At 73.4% G+C, this 25,866-nt stretch carries 24 protein-coding genes, 1 tRNA gene and 1 other RNA gene; 22 read left to right on the top strand and 4 right to left on the bottom strand.

Annotation, left to right across the window (positions count from 1 at the left end; all coding sequences use genetic code 11):
- Window positions 1-8 precede the first annotated feature (8 nt).
- The 9 genes from ABZS80_RS01805 to ABZS80_RS01845 all read left to right on the top strand — a co-directional run bounded on the left by ABZS80_RS01805 (window position 9) and on the right by ABZS80_RS01845 (window position 6,839).
- Window positions 9-524 (top strand): helix-turn-helix transcriptional regulator, encoded by a 516-nt coding sequence (locus tag ABZS80_RS01805; protein WP_355053960.1) that lies wholly within the window; start codon window positions 9-11, stop codon window positions 522-524.
- A 45-nt stretch (window positions 525-569) separates the two neighbouring features.
- A complete protein-coding gene (gene prfB / locus ABZS80_RS01810) occupies window positions 570-1,691 on the top strand; it encodes a peptide chain release factor 2 (protein WP_151464292.1) in 1,122 nt (373 codons plus the stop codon).
- 118 nt (window positions 1,692-1,809) lie between these two features.
- Window positions 1,810-2,490 (top strand): cell division ATP-binding protein FtsE, encoded by a 681-nt coding sequence (gene ftsE, locus ABZS80_RS01815; protein ID WP_151464293.1) that lies wholly within the window; start codon window positions 1,810-1,812, stop codon window positions 2,488-2,490.
- A 65-nt stretch (window positions 2,491-2,555) separates the two neighbouring features.
- Window positions 2,556-3,431 (top strand): permease-like cell division protein FtsX, encoded by an 876-nt coding sequence (gene ftsX, locus ABZS80_RS01820; protein ID WP_355053961.1) that lies wholly within the window; start codon window positions 2,556-2,558, stop codon window positions 3,429-3,431.
- Window positions 3,432-3,540: 109 nt separating this feature from the next.
- Window positions 3,541-4,020, top strand: a complete 480-nt coding sequence (gene smpB, locus ABZS80_RS01825) for an SsrA-binding protein SmpB (protein ID WP_355053962.1) — start codon at window positions 3,541-3,543, stop codon at window positions 4,018-4,020.
- Window positions 4,021-4,124: 104 nt separating this feature from the next.
- Window positions 4,125-4,500, top strand: a transfer-messenger RNA (tmRNA) gene (gene ssrA / locus ABZS80_RS01830).
- Between the two features lie 81 nt (window positions 4,501-4,581).
- Window positions 4,582-5,244: a hypothetical protein gene (locus tag ABZS80_RS01835; RefSeq protein WP_355053963.1), complete on the top strand. Its 663-nt coding sequence runs from the start codon at window positions 4,582-4,584 to the stop codon at window positions 5,242-5,244.
- Window positions 5,245-5,361: 117 nt separating this feature from the next.
- Window positions 5,362-5,814, top strand: coding sequence for a hypothetical protein (locus ABZS80_RS01840; protein WP_355053964.1), 453 nt, complete (start codon window positions 5,362-5,364; stop codon window positions 5,812-5,814).
- A gap of 41 nt (window positions 5,815-5,855) precedes the next feature.
- A complete protein-coding gene (locus tag ABZS80_RS01845) occupies window positions 5,856-6,839 on the top strand; it encodes a hypothetical protein (protein WP_355053965.1) in 984 nt (327 codons plus the stop codon).
- A 3-nt stretch (window positions 6,840-6,842) separates the two neighbouring features.
- On the opposite strand, the gene mdlC is transcribed toward ABZS80_RS01845, so the two are convergent.
- Both mdlC and ABZS80_RS01855 read right to left on the bottom strand, forming a co-directional pair.
- Window positions 6,843-8,438 (bottom strand): benzoylformate decarboxylase, encoded by a 1,596-nt coding sequence (gene mdlC, locus ABZS80_RS01850; RefSeq protein WP_355053966.1) that lies wholly within the window; start codon window positions 8,436-8,438, stop codon window positions 6,843-6,845.
- Window positions 8,439-8,548: 110 nt separating this feature from the next.
- The gene (locus ABZS80_RS01855) at window positions 8,549-9,352 is read right to left on the bottom strand and encodes an S-methyl-5'-thioadenosine phosphorylase (RefSeq protein WP_355053967.1); all 804 of its coding nucleotides are present in this window, start codon (window positions 9,350-9,352) and stop codon (window positions 8,549-8,551) included.
- Window positions 9,353-9,483: 131 nt separating this feature from the next.
- Here ABZS80_RS01855 and ABZS80_RS01860 point away from each other — a divergent pair, with 131 nt between their 5' ends.
- The 4 genes from ABZS80_RS01860 (at window position 9,484) to ABZS80_RS01875 (ending at window position 12,057) form a co-directional block, all read left to right on the top strand.
- Window positions 9,484-10,074, top strand: coding sequence for a YqgE/AlgH family protein (locus tag ABZS80_RS01860; RefSeq protein ID WP_091259972.1), 591 nt, complete (start codon window positions 9,484-9,486; stop codon window positions 10,072-10,074).
- Between the two features lie 89 nt (window positions 10,075-10,163).
- Window positions 10,164-10,236 (top strand) — tRNA-Ala (locus tag ABZS80_RS01865).
- Window positions 10,237-10,369: 133 nt separating this feature from the next.
- The gene (locus ABZS80_RS01870) at window positions 10,370-11,677 is read left to right on the top strand and encodes a low temperature requirement protein A (protein ID WP_355053968.1); all 1,308 of its coding nucleotides are present in this window, start codon (window positions 10,370-10,372) and stop codon (window positions 11,675-11,677) included.
- Window positions 11,678-11,715: 38 nt separating this feature from the next.
- Window positions 11,716-12,057 carry a VOC family protein gene (locus ABZS80_RS01875; RefSeq protein WP_355053969.1) on the top strand — a complete coding sequence of 114 codons (342 nt, stop codon included), beginning with the start codon at window positions 11,716-11,718 and terminating at the stop codon, window positions 12,055-12,057.
- A gap of 18 nt (window positions 12,058-12,075) precedes the next feature.
- Here the strand turns inward: ABZS80_RS01875 and ABZS80_RS01880 are convergent, their stop codons facing one another.
- Complete coding sequence (locus ABZS80_RS01880) at window positions 12,076-14,304, bottom strand: DUF4153 domain-containing protein (protein ID WP_355053970.1); 2,229 nt, start codon at window positions 14,302-14,304, stop codon at window positions 12,076-12,078.
- Between the two features lie 175 nt (window positions 14,305-14,479).
- On the opposite strand from ABZS80_RS01880, the gene ABZS80_RS01885 reads away from it, so the two are divergent.
- On the top strand, window positions 14,480-15,409 hold the full coding sequence (locus ABZS80_RS01885) for a lytic polysaccharide monooxygenase (protein ID WP_355053971.1): 930 nt from the start codon (window positions 14,480-14,482) through the stop codon (window positions 15,407-15,409).
- Between the two features lie 10 nt (window positions 15,410-15,419).
- Here the strand turns inward: ABZS80_RS01885 and mgrA are convergent, their stop codons facing one another.
- Entirely contained in the window at window positions 15,420-16,409 is a 990-nt protein-coding gene (mgrA, locus tag ABZS80_RS01890; RefSeq protein ID WP_355053972.1) for an L-glyceraldehyde 3-phosphate reductase, read from the bottom strand.
- 95 nt (window positions 16,410-16,504) lie between these two features.
- Between mgrA and ABZS80_RS01895 the strand changes: the two genes are divergently transcribed.
- The 8 genes from ABZS80_RS01895 (at window position 16,505) to ABZS80_RS01930 (ending at window position 25,760) form a co-directional block, all read left to right on the top strand.
- Complete coding sequence (locus ABZS80_RS01895) at window positions 16,505-17,473, top strand: aldo/keto reductase (protein WP_355053973.1); 969 nt, start codon at window positions 16,505-16,507, stop codon at window positions 17,471-17,473.
- A gap of 5 nt (window positions 17,474-17,478) precedes the next feature.
- Entirely contained in the window at window positions 17,479-17,976 is a 498-nt protein-coding gene (locus tag ABZS80_RS01900) for a hemerythrin domain-containing protein (protein ID WP_355053974.1), read from the top strand.
- A gap of 57 nt (window positions 17,977-18,033) precedes the next feature.
- Window positions 18,034-19,284 carry a histidine kinase gene (locus ABZS80_RS01905; protein WP_355053975.1) on the top strand — a complete coding sequence of 417 codons (1,251 nt, stop codon included), beginning with the start codon at window positions 18,034-18,036 and terminating at the stop codon, window positions 19,282-19,284.
- Complete coding sequence (locus ABZS80_RS01910; RefSeq protein ID WP_355053976.1) at window positions 19,281-19,931, top strand: response regulator transcription factor; 651 nt, start codon at window positions 19,281-19,283, stop codon at window positions 19,929-19,931. Before ABZS80_RS01905 ends, ABZS80_RS01910 begins: the two co-directional genes overlap by 4 nt.
- Window positions 19,932-20,006: 75 nt before the next feature.
- Complete coding sequence (locus tag ABZS80_RS01915; RefSeq protein WP_355053977.1) at window positions 20,007-21,041, top strand: hypothetical protein; 1,035 nt, start codon at window positions 20,007-20,009, stop codon at window positions 21,039-21,041.
- A gap of 87 nt (window positions 21,042-21,128) precedes the next feature.
- On the top strand, window positions 21,129-22,565 hold the full coding sequence (locus ABZS80_RS01920; RefSeq protein ID WP_355053978.1) for a magnesium chelatase: 1,437 nt from the start codon (window positions 21,129-21,131) through the stop codon (window positions 22,563-22,565).
- Between the two features lie 2 nt (window positions 22,566-22,567).
- Window positions 22,568-24,520 (top strand): VWA domain-containing protein, encoded by a 1,953-nt coding sequence (locus tag ABZS80_RS01925; protein ID WP_355053979.1) that lies wholly within the window; start codon window positions 22,568-22,570, stop codon window positions 24,518-24,520.
- 697 nt (window positions 24,521-25,217) lie between these two features.
- Window positions 25,218-25,760: a hypothetical protein gene (locus tag ABZS80_RS01930; RefSeq protein WP_355054193.1), complete on the top strand. Its 543-nt coding sequence runs from the start codon at window positions 25,218-25,220 to the stop codon at window positions 25,758-25,760.
- Window positions 25,761-25,866 lie beyond the last annotated feature (106 nt).

Here is a 25,866-nt window from a genome sequence, read left to right on the forward strand (position 1 = left end):
TAGAGGGCATGGCGGAATCCGGAGTCAACCCGACGGCGGCGGCCCTGCTGGGTCTGCTGCACGACGGCCCGATGACAGGCGGTCAACTGATGGCCGCCGCCGAGCGCCGGCTGGCGCCGTACTGGTCGATGACCCGCAGCCAGGTCTACCGCGAACTTCCGGTCCTGGCCGAGAAGGGTCTGGTGCGGCTCGGCAAGCCCGGGCCGCGGTTGAGCCAGCCGTACGCGATCACGGCGGCCGGAAAACGGACATTCTCCCGCTGGCTCGCGGAGAACCCGGGCCGGGACACCATCCGTAACCCGGTAGCGCTACGGATGGCCTTCGGCAACCTGCACTCGGCGAGCCAGCTCAAGAACCTCTACGCGTCGGCGAACGAGTACCACACCGAGGCCCTGGCAGCGGTGCGCGAGCAGGTCAAGAACGCCAAGAAGGAAGGCGACGACTACGACGCCAGCGCGCTGGAGTTCGCCGTCGCCTACCACCGGGCGGCGCTGTCCTGGCTCAAGAGCGCCCCGGTCGGCTGACCACCTGCCGCAGCTCGGGCGATGTAGGCAGTAGTCTTGTCTGTCGTGACCGCTGCCGATTACGCCGAACAGCTCAAGGAACTCGACGCCACCCTGCGCAACATCGAGGCCGTGCTCGACCTCGACAAGCTGCGCGAGCAGAAGGCCCGCCTGGAGCAGGAGGCCTCCGCGCCGGACCTGTGGGACGACCAGGCCAAGGCGCAGCAGGTGACGTCGCAGCTGTCGTACGTCAACGGCGAGATCTCCAAGCTCGGCAGCCTCCGCTCCGGGCTCGACGACGCCGGGGTGCTGCTGGAGCTGGCCCAGGCCGAGTCCGACCCCGGCACCCTCGCCGAGGTCGAGTCGGAGATCACGGGGCTGACCAAGGCCATCCAGGAGATGGAGGTCCGCACCCTGCTGTCCGGCGAGTACGACTCCCGGGAGGCGCTGGTCGCCATCCGGGCCGGCGCCGGCGGCGTGGACGCGGCGGACTTCGCCGAGATGCTGCTCCGCATGTACCTGCGCTGGGCCGAGCGGCACGGCTACCCGACCGAGGTCTACGAGACCTCGTACGCCGAGGAGGCGGGCCTCAAGTCGGCCACCTTCACGGTCAAGGTGCCCTACGCGTTCGGCACGCTGAGCGTGGAGTCCGGCACCCATCGGCTGGTCCGGATCAGCCCGTTCGACAACCAGGGCCGCCGGCAGACCAGCTTCGCCGGTGTCGAGGTGCTGCCCGTGGTGGAGCAGACCGACCACATCGAGATCCCCGAGAACGAGATGCGGATCGACGTCTACCGCTCCTCCGGCCCGGGCGGCCAGAGCGTCAACACCACCGACTCGGCCGTCCGGATCACCCACATCCCGACCGGCATCGTGGTCACCTGCCAGAACGAGAAGTCCCAGCTGCAGAACAAGGCCTCGGCGCTGCGGGTGCTCCAGGCCCGGCTGCTGGAGCGCAAGCGGCAGGAGGAGCAGGCCAAGCTCCAGGGCCTGAAGACCGACGCCGCTGGCTCCTGGGGCGACCAGATGCGCTCGTACGTTCTGCACCCTTATCAGATGGTGAAGGATCTGCGGACCGAGCAGGAGACGGGCAATCCGTCCGCGGTCTTCGACGGCGAGCTCGACAGCTTCATCGAGGCGGGTATCCGCTGGCGGAAGCAGCAGCAGCTCACGGCTGACGGTGCGTGATCGATCTCGGACGCAGCGCGTCATCGATCTCTGTTTGACCGGCTGAATCGATGACGCGACTCGCTTCTAAGGGGCGGGGGGCTTGGCTCTCCGGTTACACCGCGTAGACTCTCGACCCGTGATTCAGCTTGAGCAAGTGACGAAGACGTACCCGAAGGCGTCCCGGCCTTCGCTCGACAACGTGTCCGTCTCGATCGAGAAGGGCGAGTTCGTCTTCTTCATCGGTCCATCCGGCTCCGGCAAGTCCACGATCATCAAGATGCTGCTGCACGAGGTCACCCCCAACAAGGGGCGGGTCATCGTCAACGGCAAGGACGTCACGTCGATGCGTTCCTGGAAGCGACCCCACTTCCGGCGTTCCATCGGCTGCGTCTTCCAGGACTTCCGTCTCCTGCCGAACCGCACCGCCTACGAGAACGTGGCGTTCGCGTTGGAGGTGATCGGCAAGACCAAGGCGGTTGCCCGCCGGGTCGTGCCCGAGGTGCTGGAGCTGGTCGGTCTCGGTGGGAAGGAGCACCGCTACCCCCACGAGCTCTCCGGTGGTGAGCAGCAGCGTGTCGCGGTGGCCCGGGCGTTCGTGAACCGGCCGCTGATCCTGCTGGCGGACGAGCCCACCGGAAACCTGGACCCGGACACCTCGATCGAGATCATGCGCCTGTTGGACCGGATCAACCGCACCGGCACGACCGTCGTGATGGTCACGCACGACTCCAACATCGTGAACCAGATGCGCCGCCGCGTCGTCGAGATCGAGAGCGGCCGCATCGTGCGCGACCAGGCCCGCGGCGTCTACGGCTGAGCGGCTGACGCCCCTCAGCCCCTGACGACGAACACCTCACGCCGGAGAGCCGGAGGAATTTCCCGATGCGGATGAAATACGTCCTGTCCGAGGTACTGGTCGGACTGTGGCGCAACGTCACCATGACCCTCGCCATGATCATCACCATGGCGGTGTCGCTGTTCATGCTGGGCGGCAGCGGCCTTCTGTACCAGAAGGTCGGTGACATGAAGGACCTCTACTACGAGAACGTCGAGGTCTCGATCTTCCTGAAGGCCGACGCCAACGAGCAGCAGCGCACCGACCTGCAGACCAAGCTCGACGCCGACCCGCTGATCAAGAACGTCGATTACGTCGACAAGGCGGAGGCGTACAAGCGCTTCCAGCAGATGTACGCCGACGCCCCCGACCTGGTGAACGCGGTCAAGCCGGACCAGCTCCCCGAGTCGTTCCGGCTCAAGCTGAACGACCCGGAGCAGTACAAGCAGATCTACGACGAGTACAAGACCTCCGAGGGCATCGACACGATCGTCGACCAGAGCAAACTGCTCGACAAGGTCTTCGGCGTGCTCACCGGCTTCCAGAACGGCGCGCTGGCCATCGCGATCGTCATGGCGATCGCCGCCCTGCTGCTGGTCGCGAACACCATCCAGGTGGCCGCGTACAGCAAGCGGCGTGAGGTCGCGGTCATGAAGCTGGTCGGCGCCTCCAACTGGTTCATCCAGGCGCCGTTCGTGCTGGAGGCGGTGGTCGCCGGTCTGATCGGCTCGGTCCTCGGCCTCGTCGCGCTGATCGTGTTGAAGACACTCGCGGCGGGGAGTTCGATGGCGGCCCTGGAGGGCCTCATCACCCCGATCTCCTGGTCCGAGATCTTCCTGACGTTCCCGCTGATGGCCGCCGTCGGTGGCGTGGTCAGCGCGGTCACCGCCTGGGTCACGCTCCGCTTCTACCTGCGGGTCTAGTTACCGGTACGGCTCTCCGAGGGCCCTCCCGCGCGGAATAAACCGCGCGGGAGGGTCCTTGTCATTCGGGTAGCATGATCTAGCTCCGGACCGGAAGGGGGTGGCGCCGATGCCACGGGAAAAGGGTCGCAAGGTGGTCGCCTCCAACAAGAAGGCCCGGCACGACTACGCCATCCTCGACACGTACGAGGCGGGCATGTCGTTGACCGGCACCGAGGTCAAGTCGCTGCGGGCCGGGCGGGCGTCGCTGGTCGACGCGTTCGCCCAGGAACGCGACGGCGAGCTCTACCTGCACGGCATGCACATCCCGGAGTACACGCAGGGCACCTGGACCAACCACGAGCCCCGGCGGATCCGGAAGCTGCTGCTCAAGCGGCTGGAGATCGACCGGCTGGTCGGCAAGACCAGGGAGAGCGGTCTCACCATGGTGCCGCTGCAGGTCTACTTCTCCGACGGCTGGGCGAAGGTGGAGATCGGCCTGGCCCGGGGTAAGAAGTCGTACGACAAGCGCCAGGACCTGGCCAAGCGGGACGCCGACCGGGAGATCGCCCGGGTGGTGGGCCGGCGCGGCAAGGGCATGGCTGAGTGAAAACTCCGGTTTGTCCGGATGCCGGCTTCCGGCCGGCCTCGGAATGAATCCGGTTGCGCCAGGCGTTAGGCTTGGTGTTGCTGCCGACAGGGGCAGCCCGTCGAGGGGGTGACTGGTTTCGACTTCGTACGTTGCGGCAGGGGAAGCGAGCCGAGGAAGCCGACGTCGTCTCGAGAATCGTTCGTCGGAAACCAATAAGCGCCAAGAACAATCGCGCTGACTTCGCTCTCGCCGCCTGAGGCGAGTAGTGAGTCTGTCGGCCTGGGAGCGCCTTCGACCCAGTTAGCCGGCATCAGCTAGAAGGCTGGCCAACCGGACCCGGTCGCGGGGTCCGTGCGGCGAGATCAATCAGCGACTGGGCCCGTCACACCGACTCGCTCGCGTGATCGGAGGGGCCGAGTAGAGGCACAGCGAGCTGCGCTCGGAGAAGCCCTGACAAGGCGGCGAAGGACCCGGGTTCGATTCCCGGCACCTCCACCACCTGACCTGTGCGCCCCGGTCCACGGACCGGGGCGCACAGTCGTCTCCGGGCCTCCTGCGCCGGCGCTCTAGGCTCCGCCTGTGACGAACGAGCGGATCCGTCTCTCCGTCGGCGCCGCCTCCGGCCAACGCGCGACGGCCGCTGCGGTGGGGGTCCTGTTCACGGCCCTCGGCGCCGCCTTCGTGCTGCTGCCGCTGGTGGCCGAGGGCCTGCTGCGCCGGGTAACCGGCTTCGGCGACCCGGTCCCCTCGTACGACCAGGTCCGGGACCTGCCGCCCGAGCTGCTCCCGCCCGACCTGCGCGACAGCGCCGCCGCCACGCCCGCCCCGCTGCGCTACGCCGGGCTCTGCGGGCTCCCGTTCGCGCTGCTCGGGCTCTACCTGGTGCTGCGGGTGCTGCGCACGGCCGCCTGGCTGGACGGGACCCGGGCGTCGGTCCGGGGCGCGCTCGGCACCCGTACCGTCGACCTGGCCACCGCCGAGGTGCGCGGCGGCACGATCGCCCACCGGCCCGGCGACGACGGCGTGGTGCGGGTGCCCAGCCTGATCGCCCGGGACCGCGACAGCGGCCGGCGGGTCACCATCCCGTTGCAGGGTCCGGGGTTGGGCGACCTTCCCCCGTCGGAGCTGCGGGCGCTGGCCGAGGCGATCACCGCGGGCCGGCCGGACCGGGGCCGGGACGCCGAGGCGCACGCCCTCGCCGGCCGGCTGCGCCACATGGCGGGGAATCCGCTGGGGCGGTAGAGGTGGCTGTGACTGCTGGGGCGGATGGGGCAGATGAGGCATCCACCCCTCCTGGACAGCTCGGGAAGCCGGGTTCACCATCGCTGTACGCGGTAGCGCAGCAGCGCGGGAGGTGCCATGGCCACCAATCCGATCCAGCAGCCGTCCACGGTCACCGCCGTGCCCCGTCCCCGGTCCGCGCCCCCCGGCGACCTGCGGAGCCTCGCCCGTGCGCTCGCCACGACGCCGGCCGAGCCGCGCTGGCGGGAGCACATGGTCGGCCGGCTCGGCCCGGTCCGGCGGGGCTTCGCCGAGCACGTCCGGCTCACCGAGGGCCCGGCCGGCCTCTACGCCGAACTGCTCCACGAGGCGCCCCGGCTGGACCGCGGCGTACGCCTGCTGGCCGGCGAGCACACCGCCATCGCGGCGGCCATCGCCGCGCTCCAACACGCGGTGCGGCTGCCCTCGGTGCCCGCCGAGGAACTGCGGGAACAGGCCCGGAACCTCCTGCGGGCGCTCGACCGGCACCGGCAGCGCGGCGCGGATCTGCTCTGGGAGGCGTACCAGGCCGACCTGGGCGGGGAGGACTGACCCGCAGGGAACCGACCGGGGCAGGGCCGCGTCCAACCCGCATGCGTCGCTCTCTCGCCCTGCTCGGCCTACCGCTCCTGGTGCTGGCCGGCTGCGCCGCGCCCGGCGCCGACCCGGCCGGCCCGCCGGCCTCCGGCCCGAGCGGTGCCTCGGTTTCCGACCCCGACCACCGCTGGGAGGCGTTCGACCAGCGGGCCACCGAGGTGGCCGACGCGTGGCGCCCCGGGCCCGCGTGGCGCAGCGGGTACGTCCCGCTCGACGAGGCCACCGTGCTGGCCGGCGACCCCGGCTTCGACGACGAGACGAAGCAGGCGTTCCTCAACGGCTGGTACCGGGACCAGATCGCCTTCCCGACCGCCCGGCCCGCGGACGGGACGATCCGCTTCCCCGACGGCACGCTGCGCGTCCCGCTGGTCAGCGCCGCCGAGGCGTACGCCCAGCTGGACCAGGGCGACCCGCCCCCCTGCGAGGGCCGGCCGAGCTCGCCGGGGCCGGGGCGGCCCAAGGGCGGTCCGACCATCGAGCCCGGCCCGGACGGTTGGGTCGCCACCCAGGCGCCCAGCCCGTGCGTGCCGCTGACGGTCACCGGGGTGACGTTGGGCAGCGCGTCGGTGCGTACCAGCCGGGGTGCGGCCACCGTGCCGGCCTGGCTGTTCACCGTGGAGGGCCTCCGGGTGCCGGTGGCCCGCGTCGCCGTGGCGCCCAGCGCGGTCGGGACCGCGCCGGAGGGGATCGCGCCGAGCCGCCCGGCCGACGACGGTGTCGTGGCGGCGACCGACCTGCGGGCGGTGGACGGGAACCGGATCGACTACCGGGTCGGCACGGGCGCCTGCGACGGGCCACCGACCCCGCTGGTGCTGGAGCGGGACGACGTCGTGGTGCTCGGGGCCGGGGTGGTCCGCTCGACCGGGGCGTGCACCATGCAGCTGGTGATGAAGCCGCTGACCGTCACGCTGAAGGCACCCCTGGGCAATCGGGCGGTGCTCGACGTGGCCAGCGGCACCCCGCTCGTCGTACGCCGCTGACCGCTACAGGATCCGCGGCACGTCGGTGCTGATCGCCACCGGCAGCACGGTCGGCCGGTCGGCGGCGAGCGCGGCGGCCAGCGCCGCGCCGAGCCCGTCCAGCGACTCCACCACCTCCGCCGCGCAGCCGTAGCCGCGCGCCACCGCGGTCACGTCCAGCCCCGGCAGGTCCAGCGCCGGCACCCCGGGCGTGTGCTTCAGGTCGGCGAACGCCTTGAGGATCGCGTACTGCCGGTTGACCGGGACCACGACGGCGAGCGGCAGGCCGAGTTGCGCCGCGGTCCACAACGCCTGCACCGAGTAGTGGAACGAGCCGTCGCCGATCACCGCGACCACCGGCCGGCCGCGCCCGCTGTCCCGCTCGGCCAGCGCGATGCCCACCGCCGCCGGCAGGCCGAACCCGAGGCCCCCGCTGGCCATGGTGAAGTAGGACCGGGGCCGGGCGATCCGCAGCCGGCGGCGCAGCGCGGACAGGTTGGACGGTGACTCCTGCACGAGCACGCCGTCGACCGGCCACTGCCCGGCCAGCGCGGCGAAGAGGGCGTCGGCGCTGGGCGGGTCGGCCGACCCGGCCGGCGCCGGGGCGTTCCGGGCCGGTGGCCTGGGCCGGTCCGCCGGGGGCAGCAGCTCCACCAGCCCGCCCATGGTCAGCCCGGCATCGCCGAGCAGGCTCTCCCCGACCGGGGCCCGGGCCGCCTCGTCCGGGTCGTCGGTGACGTGCAGCAGCCGGGCGTCGCCGGGCAGGTAGTCGCCCGGCACGTGCGGGTAGTAGCGGAACACCGGGGCGCCGACCACCAGCACCGTGTCGTGGCCGCGCAACGCCTCGGCCAGCGGGCCGATCGCGTACGGCAGGACGCCCCGGAAGTGCGGGTGGTCCTCGGGGAAGACGGCCCGCTCCGGCGCCGGGGCGGCCCAGACCGGCGCGGCCAACCGCTCGGCCAACGCCACGGCGACCGGCCAGGCGCCGGCCCGGTCCACCGCCGCGCCGAGCACCAGCACCGGAGCGCGGGAAGCGGCCAGCGTGGCGGCGAAGCCGCGCAGCCGGTCCGGGTCCGGCGCGATCCGGGTGGCCACCGTCCGCACCTGTGGCGGCGGGTCGGCGGGCCGGTCCCAGTCGTCCATCGGCAGGGAGAGGAAGACCGGCCCGGTCGGTGGCTGCACCGCCGAGGCGTACGCCCGCATGAAGGCCGCCGGGATGTCCTGCGCACGCGCCGGCTCGTGGGCCCACTTGACGTACGGGTGGGCCAGCTCGACCGCGCGGGGGTTGGCCAGCCGGGGCTCGATGAGCAGCATCTCCCGGGTCTGCTGGCCGGCCGTGACGATCAGCGGCGTCCGGTTGTACCAGGCGGTGACCAGGTTGCCCATGGCGTTGCCCAGGCCCGGGGCGGTGTGCAGGTTGACGTGCGCGGGACGGCCGGTGGCCTGCGCGTAGCCGTCGGCCATGGCCATCGCCGACGCCTCCTGCAACGCGTGCACGTAGCGGAAGTCGGCCGGGAAGTCCGTCAGGAACGGCTCCTCGGTGGAGCCGGGATTGCCGAAGACGGTGGTCAGGCCCAGCGCGCGGAGCAGGTCGTAGGTCGTGTCGCGGACCGTTGCCATCGCCGGCTTGCCTCCCGTCCCCCGCGCGTGCCGGGGACGGCCCGGTGATCAGCTCCCCGACCAGCCGAATCTATCGGGCCGAGGGCGACTTTTCGGGCGCTTCCCGCCGCTCAGGGCAGCGGGAACGGGAGCTTGATCCCCTCCAGCGCCCGCCCGCAGGGGCAGTCCCGCTCGGCGGGCAGCGCGGCGACCGCGTCCAACAGCACCCCGCGCAGCCGGTCCGTGTTCTCCGCGAAGACCCGGAAGACCTCCTCCTGGGTGACCGACCCGCCCGCCTCCACGCCGGCGTCCAGGTCGGTGACCAGGGCGATCGAGGTGTAGCAGAGGGCCAGCTCGCGGGCGAGCACCGCCTCCGGGTGACCGGTCATGTTGACCACCGTGCCGCCGATCGAGGCGAACCAGCGCGACTCCGCCCGGGTGGAGAAGCGCGGCCCCTCGACCACCACCACCGTCCCGCCGTCCACGGTGGGCACCCCGCGCGCGGCCGCCGCGTCGAGCAGCGTTCGCCGCCCGGCCGGGCAGTACGGGTCGGCGAAGGACACGTGCACGGCGCCCTGGTCGTAGTAGGTCTGGACACGCCCGCTGGTGCGGTCGACGAGCTGGTCCGGCACCACGAACGTGCCCGGGCCCAGCTCCGGCCGGAGCCCGCCGACCGCGCAGGGCGCCAGCACCTGGCGTACGCCCAGCGACCGCAGCGCCCAGAGGTTGGCCCGGTAGGGGATCAGGTGCGGCGGGTAGCGGTGGTCGCGCCCGTGCCGGGGCAGGAACGCCACCCGCCGGCCGGCCACCTCGGCGATCGTGACCGGATCCGACGGCGCGCCGTACGGCGTCTCCAGCACGTGCTCGGTGGCGCCGTCGAGGAGGGCGTAGAGGCCCGACCCGCCGATCACCGCCAGTTCGGCCGTAGCCGCCATCCGACCCTCCCTGGATCCCACACGATCACCCGCCGGTCAGACCTTAGCCAGCGGGCGGACCGCAGGCTATGGTGCCTTGCATGGCGTTGACAGCGCGGCTGGTCGCGGCGTACGGCTGACGGGTGTCGGACATGCAGGGTGAGGGACAGGCGATCGGTGGCCGAGCCATGGATTCCATGACCGGGCGGCTGCTGGTCGCGACGCCTGCGCTGAAGGACCCGAACTTCGATCGGACCGTCGTGCTGCTGGTCGCCCACGAACCCGGCGGCGCCCTCGGCGTGGTGCTGAACCGGGCCACCGAGGTGCCGGTGGCCGACGTCCTCGGCGACTGGAGCGACCTCGCCCGGCATCCCGCGGTGCTCTTCGAGGGCGGCCCGGTGCAGCCCGACTCGGCGATCTGCCTGGCCCGGATGCGCCACCCGATCAAGCCGGTGAAGGGCTTCCACCGGGTCTCCGGCGCGGTCGGCACCATCGACCTCTCGGTCGACCCGGAGAAGCTGCGCGACGCCGTCGGCGGGATCCGGGTCTTCGCCGGTTACTCGGGCTGGGGCGCCGGGCAGCTGGAGCGGGAGATCGAGGACGGGTCCTGGTTCGTGCTCGACGCCCTCCCCGGCGACGCCTTCGTCGACCGCCCGGACGACCTCTGGCCGATGGTGCTGCGGCGACAGGGCGGCATGATGGCAGCGGTCGCCCACTTCCCGCCGGATGTGGCCCTGAACTGAGCGACCGGCCGGGGGACCCCCGCGAGATGACCATGCCAACCGGCGTGTGTATAGTTCTCTCCGTGCCCGGGCGACCGGGCCGACCGCAAGGGGCCGTGGCGCAGCTGGTAGCGCACCACACTGGCAGTGTGGGGGTCAGGGGTTCGAGTCCCCTCGGCTCCACCCTTCGCGATCAGGGCGTTCGTCAGACATGACGGACGCCCTTCGTCATTCCGGACACTGATCCCACTCGCGGCAGGGCCCTCACCTCGGCGAATCGTGCCCACAGCGGCATGGCCGCTGCGAGACTCGATCGATGGGTGGCAGGTGGTGGCACGAGCGCCTGGGACCCGCCGCCCCGGTCGCCCCCGGAGCCCGCGTGGGGCGCTTCGAGTTCTTCTTCGACCTCGTGTTCGTCTTCTCGTTCTTCATCATCACCCGGGCCACCGCCGTGAGCATCACCGGCGCCAACCTGCTGCATGGGCTGCTGGTGCTCGCCGTGCTCTGGTGGGTCTGGGTGGTGCACACGGTGGTCGCGACCCGCGTCCGGCTCGGCGTGGGTTTCGTCCCCGCGCTCATGGTCGTCGCGATGGCCGCGCTCTTCTGCTTCTCGCTCTCGCTGCCGCAGGCGTTCGGTGACCCGCGGCAGACGGCCGCCGGCCCGGTGGTCGTCGCGGTCAGCTACCTGGTGATCCGCGCCGTCCACCTGCTGCTGTACTGGCACGTCGCCCAGGACCGACCCGACGAGCGCCGGCTGTTGCTGAGGTATTCGCCCGAGCTGGCGTTGAGCACGCTCCTGCTGCTGGCCGCCGCGCTGGTCCCACCGATGATCGAGAACCCGGGGCGGGCCCTGATGGCGCGCGACGGGCTCTGGCTGGCCGTGGTCCTGCTCCAGTACAGCAGCGGCCTGGTCGCCGGCGCGTGGGGCTGGGCGGTGACCTCCGCAGAGCACTGGACCGAACGGTACGACTTCATCCTCATCATCGCGCTGGGCGAGTCGATCATCTCCGTCGGCGTCGGCGGCAACCTCCTCGGCCAGCCGGTGACCTGGCCGGCGGTCGCCGCCGCGGTACTCGGCATCTTCTTCACCGCCGCCCTGTGGTGGGCGCACTTCGACGTGATCGCCCCCGCCGCCCGGATCGCCCAGCACGCCGCGCAGGGCCGCTCGCGGGTGGCCATGGCCCGGGACGCCTACGCCTACTGCCAACTGGTGATGATCGCCGGAATCATCCTGTTCGCCCTGGGCGCCGAGGAGATCGTGCGGCAGGTGGCGGACCCCTCGATCAGGCTCGCCGAGCCGACGCACGGCCCGGGCGTACCGATGCTGTTCGGCGGGGTGATCTGCTACCTCTGCGGCGGCATGCTCTTCCAACTGCGGACCCTGGGCACGCTCGCCTGGACCCGGGTCGGGACGGTGCTGGTGCTCGCGGCCGCCATCCCGGTCGCCCGGCACCTCCCCGGCCTGGCGGCGCTCGCCCTGCTGACCGCCATCTGCATGGGGTTGGTCGCCGTCGAGCTGGTGGTCATGGCCGGCGCCCGCCGAGCGCTGCTCGACGCCGTGTCCGAGGAACGGACCACCTACGAGAAGCACGAGGCCGGCTGGCGCGCCCGCTGGCACGAATGAGCCGGGAGGAGACACCGGTTGATCCCTAGCATGGCCGCATGACCGTAGAGCTGTTCGCGGGCGTCCCCGTCCGCGACTACCGCGCGGCGGCGGCCTGGTACGAGCGACTTCTCGGCGCCCCGCCCTCGTTCCTGCCCAACGACACCGAGGCGGTGTGGGAGCTCGCCGAGCACCGCTACGTGTACATCGAGGTGCGGCCCGGGCACGCCGGGCACGCCATGCACACCGTCTTCGTCGACGACTTCGACGCCCGTCTCGCGCAGATCGCCGATCGTGGCCTGACGCCGGCCGAGCGTGAGACCTACGACAACGGGGTCCGCAAGGCCATCTTCCGCGACCCGGACGGCAACGAGATCGGCTTCGGCGGCGGCCCCGACTGACCGGGGCCGCCGCCGGCGTCACCGGCGGGACTTGCGCAGGTCGAACTGGTCGGCCCGGCGGCAGTCCTTCGGGCCGCCGATCGCGCCCGGCCCGACCCGGTCGAGGGCCTGGCGGGCCCGGTGCCGGCCCAGGTTCCAGGCGTACCAGGGGCCGGACTCCTCCAGGTCGTCGGCGATCCAGCTCAGCGTGCAGCGGCGCACCGGGTCGGGGAGCCGGGTCAGCGCGGGCGTCGCGTCGGCGGAGAGCGCCCGTAGGTACCACGCGTCGATCTTGCCGGTCTGCTCGTAGCGGAGGATGTTGCGCTTCGCCGCGTAGTCCTCGGGGTTCAGGACGGCCAGGCCGAGCAGCATCGCCACGGCCAGCGCGACCGTGGTGCCCGGGATCCACCGGCCCTGCCACCGCACGCCGGCCGCCAGGATCATCAGGAAGACCACGCCGAGCAGCAGCTCGAACGCCATTACGAAGATCCGCTCGCCGGTGAAGCTGTAGACCTTCTGGTACGTCCACATCCGGGACAGCGCCGACACCACGATGACCATGCTGAGGGCGCTGAGCAGGCCCAGCAGGACGCGCAGCAGGTGGCGCTCGACCGGCCGCTCGCGGCTGGCCCAGCGGCTCACTCCGCCCAGCACGGCCAGGGTCAGCAGGGTGACGAAGAGGAGCTGCCAGAAGCCGCTGCGGGCGTACTCGGAGTTGCTCAGCCCGGCGACCTTCTGCACGTGCTCCTGGCCGCCGAAGAGCACGGTGAACTGCACGATCACGAAGCCGACGAAGAGCAGCGTCAGCGCGCCGATGGCCGGCGCCCACTCCAGCACGCCCAGCCGGCGAGTGCTCGGCCGGTCGACGGTGGACAGGTCGGGCGGGGCGGCCAGGGTGTAGACCGCCGCGACGGCGATCAGGCCACCGATCGCGGCCAGGAGGATCCAGCGGAACACCGTACCGATGTTGATCTCGGGGACGATCGCGTTGAGCACCTCGGAGAAGGCCGCGTCGGCCGAGGAGAGCAGGCTGCCGAAGACCAGCAGCACCAGCACGGTGGCGACCACCGAGCCGGTGACCTTGCGGACCGTCCCGGCCTCCGGTGAGGCGGTGACGTGCCGCCGCACCCAGGGCAGGCCGCGGAACGCCGCGAACGGCGTGGCGGCCAGGCCGAACAGGATCGAGCGCACCAGCCGGCCGCCGACGATCGCCAGGGTGGCGCACCCCAGCGCGCCGAGCACGCAGAACGTCACCAGCCACCAGGCGTTGCGGAACGCCAGCACGGCGAGCAGGACCAGCGCCGCAGCCGCCCACCCGCCGCGGATCAGCCGGTCGGCGCGGGGCAGGTCGGCGGTACGCCGACGCACCGCGACCAGCACGCCGAGGGTCAGCGTGAGCCAGCCCAGGAACCAGCCGATGCCGACCCGGCTCAGCGGCACGAAGAACGCGGTGCCGAGTGCGCCGGCCAGCACGGCGAGGGGGACGGCCCGGCCGGTTGCCTGCTTCGGGCCCGGCCAGCGTGCGCCGAGGAACGAGGTGCGGGGCGTACGGGGCCGGGGTGTCCAGCCGGGCGCGGGCGGGTAGCCCCAGGGCTGCGCCCCGTACCCGGGGTGCGGTGGCGCGGCGGCCGGCTGGGCCGGCACGCCGGCGGCCGGGGCGGAGGTGGCCGGGGCGGGTGCCGACGGTGCCGTCGTGGCGGTGGGGGCCGCTACGGCGGCCGGGGCCGCCGGCGCTGGATCGGGCGTCGGCTCCTGTCCGGCCTTCGTGACCGGTGCCGGCTCGGCCTGGACGGTCGGCGCCGGTTCGGGCCCGGCCTTCGCGGCCGGTGCCGGCTCGGCCTCGGCGGCGGGCGGTGCGGCCGGGATGGTGGCATCGCCGGCCGGGATCGCCGCAGCGGCGGTCGGAGTCTCGACGGCCGGCGGGGTCGCCTGAGTGGGCACGGTCGGCGGGGTGGCCTGGATGGGCACGCTCGGCGCGGGGACCAGCACCCGCGGGGCGGCCGGCTGCCCGGAGGCCGCCGGCTGTTCCTCGGTCGCCGGCACCAGCGGCACGAACAGCGCGTAGCCGCGGGTGCCGGGCGGCACGAGCACCGGGATCGCCCAGGCGGGCTGCCCCTCCGGACCCGGCCACGGCATCGCGGGTGGCGCGCCCGCCACGTCGGGCACGACGAGCAGGTGTGGCGTCACGTCGGCGGGGACGTCGCCGGCCGCGGACCCGGCCGCCGGGGCGGGTCGGGGCGCATCTGGCGTCTGTGGCGGCTCGGACACGGCTCGCTCCTTGATCGCGGGGTGCCGTCACTGTAGGGCCCCACCCCGCTCCGCCGCCGCCCCGACCGTTCGTTCGGTCAGCACACTCTGAGCCGGCCGTGGCGTCCGGCACACCGGCGCGCCGATCGAACCTTTGCCGGCCCGCGCCCGTACCAGTGCGCGGGAGGTCGATGACATGGCCGTACGCCGCACGCTCGCCGTGCTCGCCGCCGTCGCCGCGACCGTGCTGCTCACCGGCGTGCCGGCGAGCGCGCACGGCGCACCCACCAGCCCGTTGAGCCGGGCCGCGGCCTGCGGTCCGGAAGGTGGCCGGGCGGACACGCCGGCCTGCCGGGCCGCGATCGCCGAGGGCGCTGCCGTGCGGGAGTGGGACAACATCCGGGTGGCCCGGATCGACGGGCGGGACCGGGAGCGCATCCCCGACGGGGAGCTGTGCAGCGGAGGGCTGTCGGCGTACCGGGGGCTGGACCTGCCCCGGTCCGACTGGCCGGCCACCACGCTCACGGCCGGGGCCCGGCACACCTTCCGCTACCGCACCACGATCCCGCACAAGGGCACGTTCCGGTTCTACGCCACCACCGACTCGTACGCGCCGACCCGCCGGCTGACCTGGGCGGACCTGGAGGAGAAGCCGTTCCTCACGGTCACCGACCCGCCGATGCGGGACGGCGCCTACCAGATGCCGGGGCGGCTGCCGGCGGGGCGCACCGGGCGGCACATCATCTACACGATCTGGCAGAACTCCAACACCCAGGACACCTACTACTCCTGCTCCGACGTGCTGTTCCGTGCGCCGTCCGGCGGTGCGGCGGCCACGCCGCGTACCAGGTCGGCGGCGTCGCCCTCGGCGAGCGCGGCGGCCCCGCGCGCCGTGCCGAGGGCCGCGACCGGCGACGCGGGCGGCGACCCGGCGGCGGGGGTGCCGGTGGCGGCGGTGACCGACACCCGCACGTTCCCCCGGCCGCTCGTGGTCGGCGCGGCGGCCGGGGTCACCGTGCTGCTCGTCGTCCTGGTGGCCATGCGGTTGCGGCGCGCCGGCACCGTGCCCGGCGGCCGGCCGTGCGGGGTCCGCAACCACCGCGCCGGCCGCCGCCGGATCTGGTGACCGCGGGGCGTCAGCCCAGGTGCCGGTCGATCTCGGCCAGCTCCTCGACGCCCAGGTCGAGGTTGTCCAGCGCGGCCACGTTCCCCTCCAGCTGGGCCACGCTGCTCGCCCCGATGATCAGGCTGGTCATGCGGGGGTCGCGCAGCGCCCAGACCAGCGCGAGCTGGGCCAGGCTCTGGCCGCGCCGCTCGGCGACCGCGGCGAGCCCGCGGATGGTGGCCATCCGCTCCTCGCTGAGGTCGCTCTCGTTGAGGAAGACGCTGGTGCGCACCCGGGAATCCTCGGGAATGCCGCCCAGGTAGCGGTCGGTGAGCAGGCCCTGCGCCAGCGGGCTGTAGGCGATGCAGCCCGCGCCGGCCTGCTCCAGCGTGTCGAGCAGCCGGTCGGCCTCGGTCCAGCGGTTGAGCATCGAGTACGACGGCTGGTTGATCAGCAGCGGGGTGCCCAGCTCGCGGAGGATCTCGGCGGCCCGGGCGGTCTGCTCCGAGTTGTAGTTGGAGATGCCGACGTAGAGCGCCTTGCCGGAGCGGACGATCGCGTCCAGCGCGCCCATCGTCTCCTCCAGCGGAGTGTCCGGGTCGAACCGGTGGGAGTAGAAGATGTCCACGTAATCGAGGCCCATCCGGCGCAGCGACTGGTCCAGCGACGAGACCAGGTACTTGCGCGAACCCCACTCGCCGTACGGGCCGGGCCACATCAGATAGCCGGCCTTGCTGGAGATGACCAGCTCGTCCCGGTACGGCTTGAGGTCGGTGGCGAGCAGCCGGCCGAAGTTCTCCTCGGCGGCGCCGGGCGGCGGGCCGTAGTTGTTGGCCAGGTCGAAGTGGGTGATCCCGAGGTCGAAGGCGCGCCGGACGATGTCCCGCTGCCGCTCGAACGGGCGGTCCGGCCCGAAGTTGTGCCACAGCCCGAGCGAGATGGCGGGCAGGCGCAGGCCGCTCCGGCCACTGCGCCGGTAGATCATCGAGTCGTAACGGTCTTCGCTGGCAAGGTAGGTCACCCTCCGACCCTAGTCCCGGGCCGGGCCCAGGTCGGGGCGGAGGTGGGCCGGCGGAACCGGCGTGCGGTCCCGCCCGCTTGGGTAGCTTCGAGTCCATGCGCTACGTCCCGCTCGACACCCCCAAGCCCATCTCGAAGATCGGCCTCGGCACGTGGCAGTTCGGCTCCCGGGAGTGGGGCTACGGCCCCGACTACGAACGCCGGGCGGCGCAGATCGTCCGGCGGGCGCTCGACCTGGGCGTCACCCTCTTCGACACCGCCGAGATCTACGGCTTCGGCCGCAGCGAGCGCATTCTCGGCGCGGCGCTCGGCGACGACCGGGCCAAGGTCGTGGTCGCCAGCAAGGTGTTCCCGGTGCTGCCGATCGCCCCCGTGGTGCAGCAGCGCGCGGTCGCCTCCGCGGCCCGGCTCGGCGTCGCCGGCATCGACCTCTACCAGGTGCACCAACCCCACCCGGTGGTCGCCGACACCACCACCATGCGCGGGATGCGCGCGCTCCAGGACGTCGGGCTGGTCGGCGAGGTCGGCGTCAGCAACTACACGCTGCGCCGCTGGCGGTTCGCCGAGGCCGCGCTGGGCCGCCGGGTGCTGAGCAACCAGGTCCGCTACAGCATGGTCGACCGCGGCCCCGAGGAGGACCTGATCCCGTACGCGGAGCAGGCCGGCCGGATCGTCATCGCGTACAGCCCGCTGGGGCAGGGCTTCCTCTCCGGCCGCTACGACGCGCGGCACCCGCCCACCGGGGCGGTCCGGCGGGCCAACCCGTACTTCCTGCCCGAGAACCTCGACCGGGGCACCGAACTGATGGCCACCCTGCGCGAGGTCGCCGACGCGCACGACGCCACACCCAGCCAGATCGCCCTGGCGTACCTGCTCCGCCACCCCACCGTGGTGGCCATCCCCGGCGCGTCGAGCGTCGAGCAGGTCGAGCGCAACGCGGCCGCCGCCGAGATCGACCTGGCCGACGACGAGCACGCCGCGCTGGCCACCGCCGCCCACGCGTTCCGCCCGGTCACCGGGCTGGCCGCCGTACCCAAGCTGATCCGCGCCCGCACCGGGAAGTGACCACCATGGACGACATCACCGCACTGATCCTCGACGACCACGCCGCCTTCCGCAGGGGCTTCGCCCGGCTGGACGACGCCCGGGACCCGGCCGAGCTGCTGGCCGTCTGGGCGGCGCTCGCCCTGCATCTGGACATCCACGCCGAGGCCGAGGAGGCCATCCTCTACCCGCACCTCGTCAAGCACGGCGACGACGGCGCGGAGGAGACGGAGGACGCCATCGGCGACCACAACAAGATCCGCGACGCCGTCGCCGAGTCGAAGCTCCACGAGGTGGGTTCGGACGCCTGGTGGGCAGCCGTGTGGCGGGCCCGCCGGGAGAACAGCGAGCACCTGGCCGAGGAGGAGGACGAGGCGCTGCCCGACTTCCGCCGGCACGCCAGCGTCGAGCTGCGGGCCGAGCTGGGGCAGCGCTGGCTGACCTTCTACGGCGAGCACAAGAACGGTCGCAACCTGCCGTTCCGCGACAAGGACCCGGAGAAGTACGTCCAGGACCACCGCTGACCGATCTCCCCGTCTCGGGGGAGTCGGCAGGCCGCTTCGGGGCGGCAGAATGACCGGGTGACGGTCCCGGGCGTGCTGGCGCCGCTGGTGCGCGCGAGCACCTGGCGGCGCGCCGTGTTCCTGCTCCTCGGCGGCGTGCTCGCCCTGCCGTACGCGTTCCTCGCGGCGGCGTTCGCGCAACTGCTCGGCAACGACGACGTGCCCCGCCCGCTCGGCGGCGGGCTGCTGCTGGTCGGCGCCGGGCTCGCCGCCGTGCCGGTGTTCCTCGCCGGCAGCCGGGCGCTGGAGATCGCCGCCGCCCGGGCGCTGCTCGCCGTCGACCTGCCCGACCCCGCCCCGGGCCACCGGATCGACCGGGAAACCCGGCTGCGCGCCGCGCTCTGGATCGCCCTGCATCTGCTCACCGGAGCGCTGGTGCTGTTCGCGGCGATCAGCGCGTTCCCCATGGCGCTGGTCTTCCTCGCCGGGCTGGCCGGCGTGGACACCGGCGCCGCCCGCGAGGGCGGCTTCGGACCGTTCGACCCGGACCATCCGGTCGTGGCGGGACTGGCCGGGCTGGCTCTGCTGGTCGCGCTCGGCTACGCGGTCGCCGGGCTGGGCGCGCTCGCCGCCTCGATGGCGCCGGTGCTGCTCGGCCCGGCCCAGGCCGAGCGGATCGCCACCCTGGAGGCCCGGTCCGCCCGGCTGGCCGAGCGCAACCGGCTGGCCCGCGAGCTGCACGACTCGGTGGGACACGCGCTGACCGTGGCGACCCTTCAGGCCGGGGCCGCCCGCGAGCTGCTCGACAGCGACCCCGAGTTCACCCGGCGGGCGCTGCGCGCCATCGAGGAGACGAGCCGCCGCGCGATGGACGAGCTGGACCACGTGCTCGGGCTGCTCCGGGAGACGGCGGACGGGCGGGCGCCCGCGCCCACCGCGCCGCAGGCCACCCTGGACGGGCTGGACCGGCTGGTCGCCGACACCCGGGCCGCCGGTCTGGCCGTGGAGTGCCGGGTCAGCGGGACGCTCGGCGGGCTGCCCGCCGTGGTGTCCCGGGAGGGGTACCGGATCGTGCAGGAGGGACTGACCAACGCGGCCCGGCACGGCCGGGGGCCGGTGCGCCTGCGGGTGGCCGTACCCGATGGTCGCCTGGAGATCGAGCTGGTGAACGGGCTGCGCGGCACGACCGGGCCGGGTGGCGGCGGGCGCGGGCTGGACGGCATGCGGGAGCGGGTGCTGCTGCTCGGCGGGCAGCTCACGGCCGGCCCGGAGGGCGACCGCTGGCGGGTCCGGGTCACCCTGCCGGCGCCGAGGGGGGAGACCCGGTGACCATCGACGTGCTGATCGTCGACGACGACGAGCTGGTCCGGGTCGGCCTGCGGGCGATCGTGGACGCTCAGCCGGACCTGCGGGTGGTCGGCGAGGCCGCGGACGGCGCCGAGGTGCCGTCGCTGGTGGCCCGGCTGCGCCCCCGGGTGGTGCTCATGGACGTCCGGATGCCGGCCATCGACGGCATCCAGGCCACCCGGCGGCTGCTGGCCGCCTCCGCCGACCCGCCCCGGGTGCTGGTCGTCACCACGTTCGCCAACGACGAGTACGTCTACGAGGCGCTGCGCGCCGGGGCGAGCGGCTTCCTGCTGAAACGGGCCCGCCCGGCCGAGGTGGTGGAGGCGATCCGGGTGGTGGCGGCCGGCGAGTCGCTGCTCTTCCCGGCGGCGATCCGCCGGCTCGTCGGCGCGTACGGCGGGCGGGGCGGCGACGGGCTGCGCGCCGCCCGGCTCACCGAGCGGGAGGGCGAGGTGCTGCGGCTGATGGCCGCCGGGCTCTCCAACCCCGAGATCGCCGACCGGCTCGTGGTCGGTGTGGAGACGGTCAAGACCCACGTCGGCAACGTGCTGGCCAAGCTCGGGGTGCGCGACCGCACCCAGGCGGTGATCGCCGCGTACGAGTCGGGTTTCGTGGTGCCGACCAGCTGACGGTCCCTCCCGTGGGGGAGGCTGTCCACCCCGGCGCGGGAGGGATCCGGGGGCCGGCCGGCCGACGCTGAGGGCATGACGACAACGACCGCATCCCCACCCCGTCGGGCCGCCCGGACGCGGCTCGACCTGACCGCCCCGCTCGCCGCCGCCTGGCTCGGCGGCTGGGGCGTCCTCGCCCTGCTCTCGACGCTGACCGGCGCGGGCTACCCGTTCGGCGCCAACGATCCCCACGGCGGCGACGCCGCCGGCCTGCTCCGGCTCGTGCCGGTCTCCGTCGGCCCGCCCCTGTTCGCGGCGGTGCTGCTGACCGCGGCTGTCGCCGCCCTCGCCATGACCGGTGCCGCCGGCCGGCCGTCCCGGCCGCTGCGCGTCCTGCTCACCGGATACGCCGCGGCCGTCGCCCTCGTGCTGGCGGTGGTGATTCCCGGAATGCGGGTGCTGGCCCTGCTCGGCTACGCCCCGATGCTGATCATCGGAGCTCCGTTCGGCTGGCCTCCCGTGGACTACGCCGAGGTCTTCGCCTGGCCGCTGTTCGCCCGCCTGGCCGCCCTCGCCGGTGGGATGCTGCTGGCCGGCGCGCTGCTCAGCTGGCGCCGCCGGACCGCCGAGGGGCCGCCGCCCGGCTGGACCGCGCCCGCCTCGGCCGCCCGCTGGGGCCGGTGGGCGGCCTGGACGGCGGCCGTCATCCCGGTGCTCTACGCGCTCACCCGGTTCGCCTGGCTGGCCGGCATCCCGCTGGGCATGTCCCGGGAGACGCTCGCCGAGATGCGGGCCGACGGTGCGACCTGGGCGGGCGCCGGGCTGGGCGCGTTCGCCGTGGTCGGCGCAGTGCTCACGCTCGGGCTGGTGGCCCGCTGGGGCGAGCGGTTCCCGCGCTGGCTGCCCGGACTGGCCGGCCGCCGGGTGCCGGTGCGCCTCGCGGTGATCCCGGCCGGCCTGGTCTCCCTCGCCGTGCTGGCGGCCAGCCTCGACCTGCTCGCCGCGCCGGAGTTCGCCGCCCTGATCCGCGAGGGCAACTCCGCCGCCCTGCCGATGGCCCTCTGGCCCGTCTGGGCGGTCGCACTGGCCGCCGCCGCGTACGCCTACCAGCTCCGCCGCCGGGACTGAGCGCCCGGAGGCCGGTCCCGGCACGGGGCGGGGCCGGCCTCCGGCGCTCTCCGGGCGGTGCCCGAGTTCTGAGCTAGCGTTGGTCGGGTGACTGCGCCCAACCAGGTTCCCCCGGCCCCGCCCGCCGAGCTGCCCGGCACGCTCGGCGAGCTGCGGGCCTCCGGCCATCGCCACCGCACGGTCAAGCAGGAACTCCGCGACAACCTCCTCGCCCGGATGCGGTCCGGCGAGGAGCGCTTCCCCGGCATCGTCGGCTACGAGGACACGGTGCTGCCCGAGGTCGAGCGGGCCCTGCTCGCCGGCCACGACATGGTGCTGCTCGGCGAGCGCGGTCAGGGCAAGACCCGGCTCATCCGCTCGCTCGGCGCGCTGCTCGACGAGTGGACCCCGGTGATCCCCGGCTCGGTGCTCAACGAGCACCCGATGCACCCGCTCACCCCGGCGTCCCGCGCTCTCGTCGCCGAGCGCGGCGACGACCTGCCGATCGGCTGGCTGCACCGCTCGATGCGCTACGGCGAGAAGCTCGCCACCCCGGACACCAGCGTCGGCGACCTGATCGGCGACGTCGACCCGATCCGGCTCGCCCAGGGGCGCACCCTCGGCGACCCGGAGACCATCCACTTCGGGCTGGTGCCGCGCACCAACCGGGGTGTCTTCGCCGTGAACGAGCTGCCCGACCTGGCCGAACGCATCCAGGTGGCGCTGCTCAACGTGCTGGAGGAGCGGGACATCCAGGTCCGCGGCTACCAGCTCCGGCTCCCGCTGGACCTGCTGCTGGTGGCCAGCGCCAACCCGGAGGACTACACCAACCGGGGCCGGATCATCACCCCGCTGAAGGACCGCTTCGGCGCGGAGATCCGCACCCACTACCCGCTCGACCTGGAGCTGGAGCTGGCCCTGATCCAGCAGGAGGCCGACCTGGTCGCCACCGTCCCCGAGCACGTGCTGGAGGTGCTCGCCCGGTTCGCCCGCGCCGTCCGGGAATCGCCGTCGGTCGACCCGCGCTCCGGCGTCTCCGCCCGGTTCGCCATCGCCGCCGCCGAGACCGTGGCCGCCGCCGCGCTGCGCCGTGCCGGCCTGCTCGGCGCCGCCACCCACGAGGCCCCGGTCGCCCGGGTCGGCGACGCCGTCTCGGTGACCTCGACGCTGCGCGGCAAGGTCGAGTTCGAGAGCGGCGAGGAGGGGCGGGAGATCGAGGTCCTCGGCCACCTGCTGCGGACCGCCACCGCCGAGACGTTCCGGGCCCGCCTGGCCGGGCTGGATCTCTCCGGGTTCACCGCGCTGGTCGCCGAGGGCACCGAGATCGAGACCGGCGAGCTGGTCTCCTCGGCCGAACTGCTCCGCCAGGTCGGCACGGTTCCCGGGCTGGCCAAGGTGCTCGACCGGCTCGGCCTCGGCGACGCGCCCACCCCCGAGGAGGCCGCCGCCGGCATCGAGTTCGTCCTCGAAGGGCTGCACCTCACCCGCCGGCTGGGCAAGGACGTCACCGAGTCCGGGCGCACCGTCTACGGCGGCCGGGGCTGACCGTGGCCGGCAACCGGTTCCGGTACGGGCAGTGGCGCGGCGGGCCCGACCCGCTCGCCCCGCCCTACGACGTACGCGCCGCCGTGGACGCGGTCGGCTCGGAGGTCCTCGCCGGCGGCAGCCTGCGGGAGGCGCTGCGCGACCTGCTGCGGCGCGGCCCGCAGGGGCGCGGCGGCCTGGACGACCTGGCCGCCCGCGCCCGCCGCCTGCGCCGGGAGGCGCTGCGCCGCGGCGACCTGGACGGCGCGGTGACCCGCGCTCAGGCGCTGCTCGACCAGGCCCTCGCCGCCGAGCGGGAGGAACTGCGCGGGCGCGACGGCGACGACGCCCGTTTCGCCGAGGCGGTGCTCGACAACCTGCCCCGCTCGACCGCCCGCGCCGTCGAGGAGCTGTCCGGGTACGACTGGGCCAGCGACGAGGCGCGCGCCAGCTACCAGCGGATCCTCGACGGGCTGCGCGGCGACGTGCTGGAGCAGCGCTTCGCCGGGCTGCGCGACGCCGCGCGGGCCGCCGGCGACCCGGCCACCCAGCGCCAGCTCGCCGAGATGATGCGCGACCTCAACGACCTGCTCGCCCGGCACGCCCGGTCGGAGGACACCACCGACGCGTTCGCCGAGTTCATGCGCCGGCACGGCGAGTTCTTCCCGGAGCAGCCGAAGGACGTCGACGAGCTGATCGACGTGCTGGCCCGCCGGTCGGCCGCCGGGGAGCGGCTCATGCGGTCGCTGTCCGACCGGCAGCGCGAGGAACTGGCCGGCCTCATGCGCCAGTCCCTCGGCGAGCAGCTGGCCGGGGAGCTGTCCCAGCTCGACGACCACCTGCGCTCGCTGCGCCCCGACCTGAACTGGCGCCGCGGCGAGCGGGTCCGGGGCGACCAGCAGCTCGGCTACGGCGAGGCCACCGGCGCGCTCGGCGAGATCGCCGAACTGGACGAGCTGCTCGACTCCCTCGACCAGGACCACCCCGGCGCCACCCTGGACGACGTCGACGTCGACGCGGTCGCCCGGACGCTCGGCCGGGATGCCGCCGACGACGTACGCCGGTTGCAGGAGCTGGAACGTGAGCTGCGCCGGCAGGGCTGGGTGACCCGGGACGCCGAAGGGCTGACGCTGAGCCCGAAGGCGCTGCGCCGGCTCGCCGGCACCGCCCTGCGGCGGGTCTTCGCCGACCTGACCGCCGGCCCGCGCGGCCAGCACGACCTGCGCTCCGCGGGCGCGGCCGGCGAGGTCAGCGGCGCCTCCCGCCAGTGGGAGTACGGCGACGAGCAGCCCCTCGACGTGGTGCGCACCCTCACCCGCGCGGTCCGCCGGGCCGGCCCCGGGGTGCCCGTGCAACTCGCCGTCGAGGACTTCGAGGTGATGGAGACCGAGCGGCGCGCGTCGGCGGCCGTGGCGCTCTGCGTCGACCTGTCGTACTCGATGATCTCCCAGGGGCGCTGGGGGCCGATGAAGCAGACGGCGCTGGCCCTGTCGCACCTCATGGCGACCCGCTTCCCGCAGGATGCCCTGCAGATCATCGGGTTCGGCCGGGAGGCCATGCCGCTGACCCAGCAGGAACTGGCCGCGGTGGAGCCCGACATGGAGCAGGGCACCAACCTCCAGCACGCGCTGCGGCTGGCCGGGCGGCACCTGCGCCGGCACCCGGGCGCCGAGCCGGTCGTGCTCGTGGTCACCGACGGCGAGCCCACCGCCCACCTCGACCCGTCCGACGGCGAGGCGTACTTCCACTGGCCGCCGCTGCCGGAAACCATCGAGGCGACCATCCGCGAGGTGGACAAGCTGACCGGGTACGGCGCCACGCTGAACCTGTTCATGCTCGGCGACGACCCGGGCCTGCGCCGGTTCGTGGACGCGGTGGCCCGGCGCTCCAAGGGCCGGATGTTCACCCCCGACCTCGACGACCTCGGCGAGTACGTCGTCTCCGACTACCTCCGCGCCCGCCACGGCCGCCGCTGACCCGGACATCCTGCCTTCCAGCCGTCGTGGGGCGGATCGTCCCGGCGCGGTGGCAGGTGCTCCACGACCGCCTTTGCTCTGCAGCCATGCGCGCAGCGGCCGTGGTGCGGAGGTGGTGCGTCCGTGGCTGCAGAGCAAGGGGGCCGCACAGGGCCCACCTGGCCGCCCTGGTCGGCGACGCGGCCACCTCGCGCCGATCCGGTTACGTCATCACGTTCGTAGCCGCCCGCCCAGGCCGCCTCGGTGTGGGGTGAGTGTCCGGTTCGTGCCCTACGCGGGCGGTGAGTGGAACGCTATGTGTGTCTCCCGGGTCCGGATACATCCATAGCGTTCCACCGACGGTCCCGACCTGGGCGCGGTGTCCGGTTGCGGGGGTGACCGGCGGCATCCCCGCGGTGGAATGGCCGGCCGGCCGGTGTCGTTGTATCCGGGTGAACGGCCGAGGACCACGCCCCGCCCTTGCGGGGTGACCCGCCCACAGCGACCGCCCGCCGAGGCGGGACTGCCCGGCCGGGAATGACGGTGGCCGGCCGGTCGTTGTACATGGTCCCGGCGCGACGTAGAGGCTCTGCCCCGCGCGCCGGATGATCCCCCAAGACTTTCCCCTTTTGAGCGCCTGACGGTGCTTGCGCACACCACCTTCAGCCGACCCCCGTCGGTGCGGGTGTGCGCCAACCCCCGAATGGAGCCATCCGTGATGAACACGATGCTGCATAAGAGTGTGCTGGGTATTGCTGGTCTGGCTTTCACCGGTGGTGTCTTCGCCGGTCCGATCGCCGCCCACGCTGCTGAGCCGGTGCATACCGCGCCGGTGGCGGTGAGTGTGCAGGGCGCCCAGTCGAAGATCGACCTGAACGACGAGCAGACCGCCAACGCGAAGGCGATCATCGCGGCGACGAAGAAGGCCGGTCTGCCCGAGCGGGCCGCGGTCATCTCCATCGCCACGAGCCTGCAGGAGTCGAAGCTGGAGAACCTGGGCCACCTCGGCGATAAGAATGACCACGACTCGCTGGGCCTGTTCCAGCAGCGCCCGACCAGCGGTTGGGGCAGCCCGGAGCAGATCACCAACCCCGAGTACTCCACCCTCGCCTTCCTCAAGGGCCTGAAGCAGGTCGACGGCTGGGAGAGCATGCCGCTGACCGACGCCGCGCAGACCGTGCAGGTGTCGGCCTACCCGGACGCCTACGCCCAGTGGGAGCAGCAGGCCACCGACATCGTCGCCCAGCACTGGAACAACTGACCCAAACAACGACCGCTGGCCGGCACCCCCAACACCGGGGGTGCCGGCCAGCGGCGTATCCGGATCTTGGCGAGTTGCCGTCAGCAGCGAACGGCAACTTGCCAAG

This window comes from Micromonospora sp. NPDC005305, from assembly GCF_040607315.1.
In the GTDB taxonomy this organism is placed as follows: Bacteria; Actinomycetota; Actinomycetes; order Mycobacteriales; family Micromonosporaceae; genus Micromonospora.

Bases quoted from the DNA above. Each gene is read 5' to 3' on its own strand.
- ABZS80_RS01895 (WP_355053973.1), top strand. From the start codon at position 16,505: ATGCGCTACGTCCCGCTCGACACCCCCAAGCCCATCTCGAAGATCGGC.
- ftsX (WP_355053961.1), top strand. From the start codon at position 2,556: ATGCGGATGAAATACGTCCTGTCCGAGGTACTGGTCGGACTGTGGCGC.
- ABZS80_RS01805 (WP_355053960.1), top strand. From the start codon at position 9: ATGGCGGAATCCGGAGTCAACCCGACGGCGGCGGCCCTGCTGGGTCTG.
- mdlC (WP_355053966.1), bottom strand. From the start codon at position 8,438: ATGGCAACGGTCCGCGACACGACCTACGACCTGCTCCGCGCGCTGGGC.
- ABZS80_RS01900 (WP_355053974.1), top strand. From the start codon at position 17,479: ATGGACGACATCACCGCACTGATCCTCGACGACCACGCCGCCTTCCGC.
- ABZS80_RS01915 (WP_355053977.1), top strand. From the start codon at position 20,007: ATGACGACAACGACCGCATCCCCACCCCGTCGGGCCGCCCGGACGCGG.
- ABZS80_RS01860 (WP_091259972.1), top strand. From the start codon at position 9,484: ATGCAGGGTGAGGGACAGGCGATCGGTGGCCGAGCCATGGATTCCATG.
- ABZS80_RS01855 (WP_355053967.1), bottom strand. From the start codon at position 9,352: ATGGCGGCTACGGCCGAACTGGCGGTGATCGGCGGGTCGGGCCTCTAC.
- ABZS80_RS01930 (WP_355054193.1), top strand. From the start codon at position 25,218: ATGAACACGATGCTGCATAAGAGTGTGCTGGGTATTGCTGGTCTGGCT.
- ABZS80_RS01870 (WP_355053968.1), top strand. From the start codon at position 10,370: ATGGGTGGCAGGTGGTGGCACGAGCGCCTGGGACCCGCCGCCCCGGTC.
- ABZS80_RS01885 (WP_355053971.1), top strand. From the start codon at position 14,480: ATGGCCGTACGCCGCACGCTCGCCGTGCTCGCCGCCGTCGCCGCGACC.
- ABZS80_RS01840 (WP_355053964.1), top strand. From the start codon at position 5,362: ATGGCCACCAATCCGATCCAGCAGCCGTCCACGGTCACCGCCGTGCCC.
- smpB (WP_355053962.1), top strand. From the start codon at position 3,541: ATGCCACGGGAAAAGGGTCGCAAGGTGGTCGCCTCCAACAAGAAGGCC.
- ABZS80_RS01845 (WP_355053965.1), top strand. From the start codon at position 5,856: ATGCGTCGCTCTCTCGCCCTGCTCGGCCTACCGCTCCTGGTGCTGGCC.
- ABZS80_RS01875 (WP_355053969.1), top strand. From the start codon at position 11,716: ATGACCGTAGAGCTGTTCGCGGGCGTCCCCGTCCGCGACTACCGCGCG.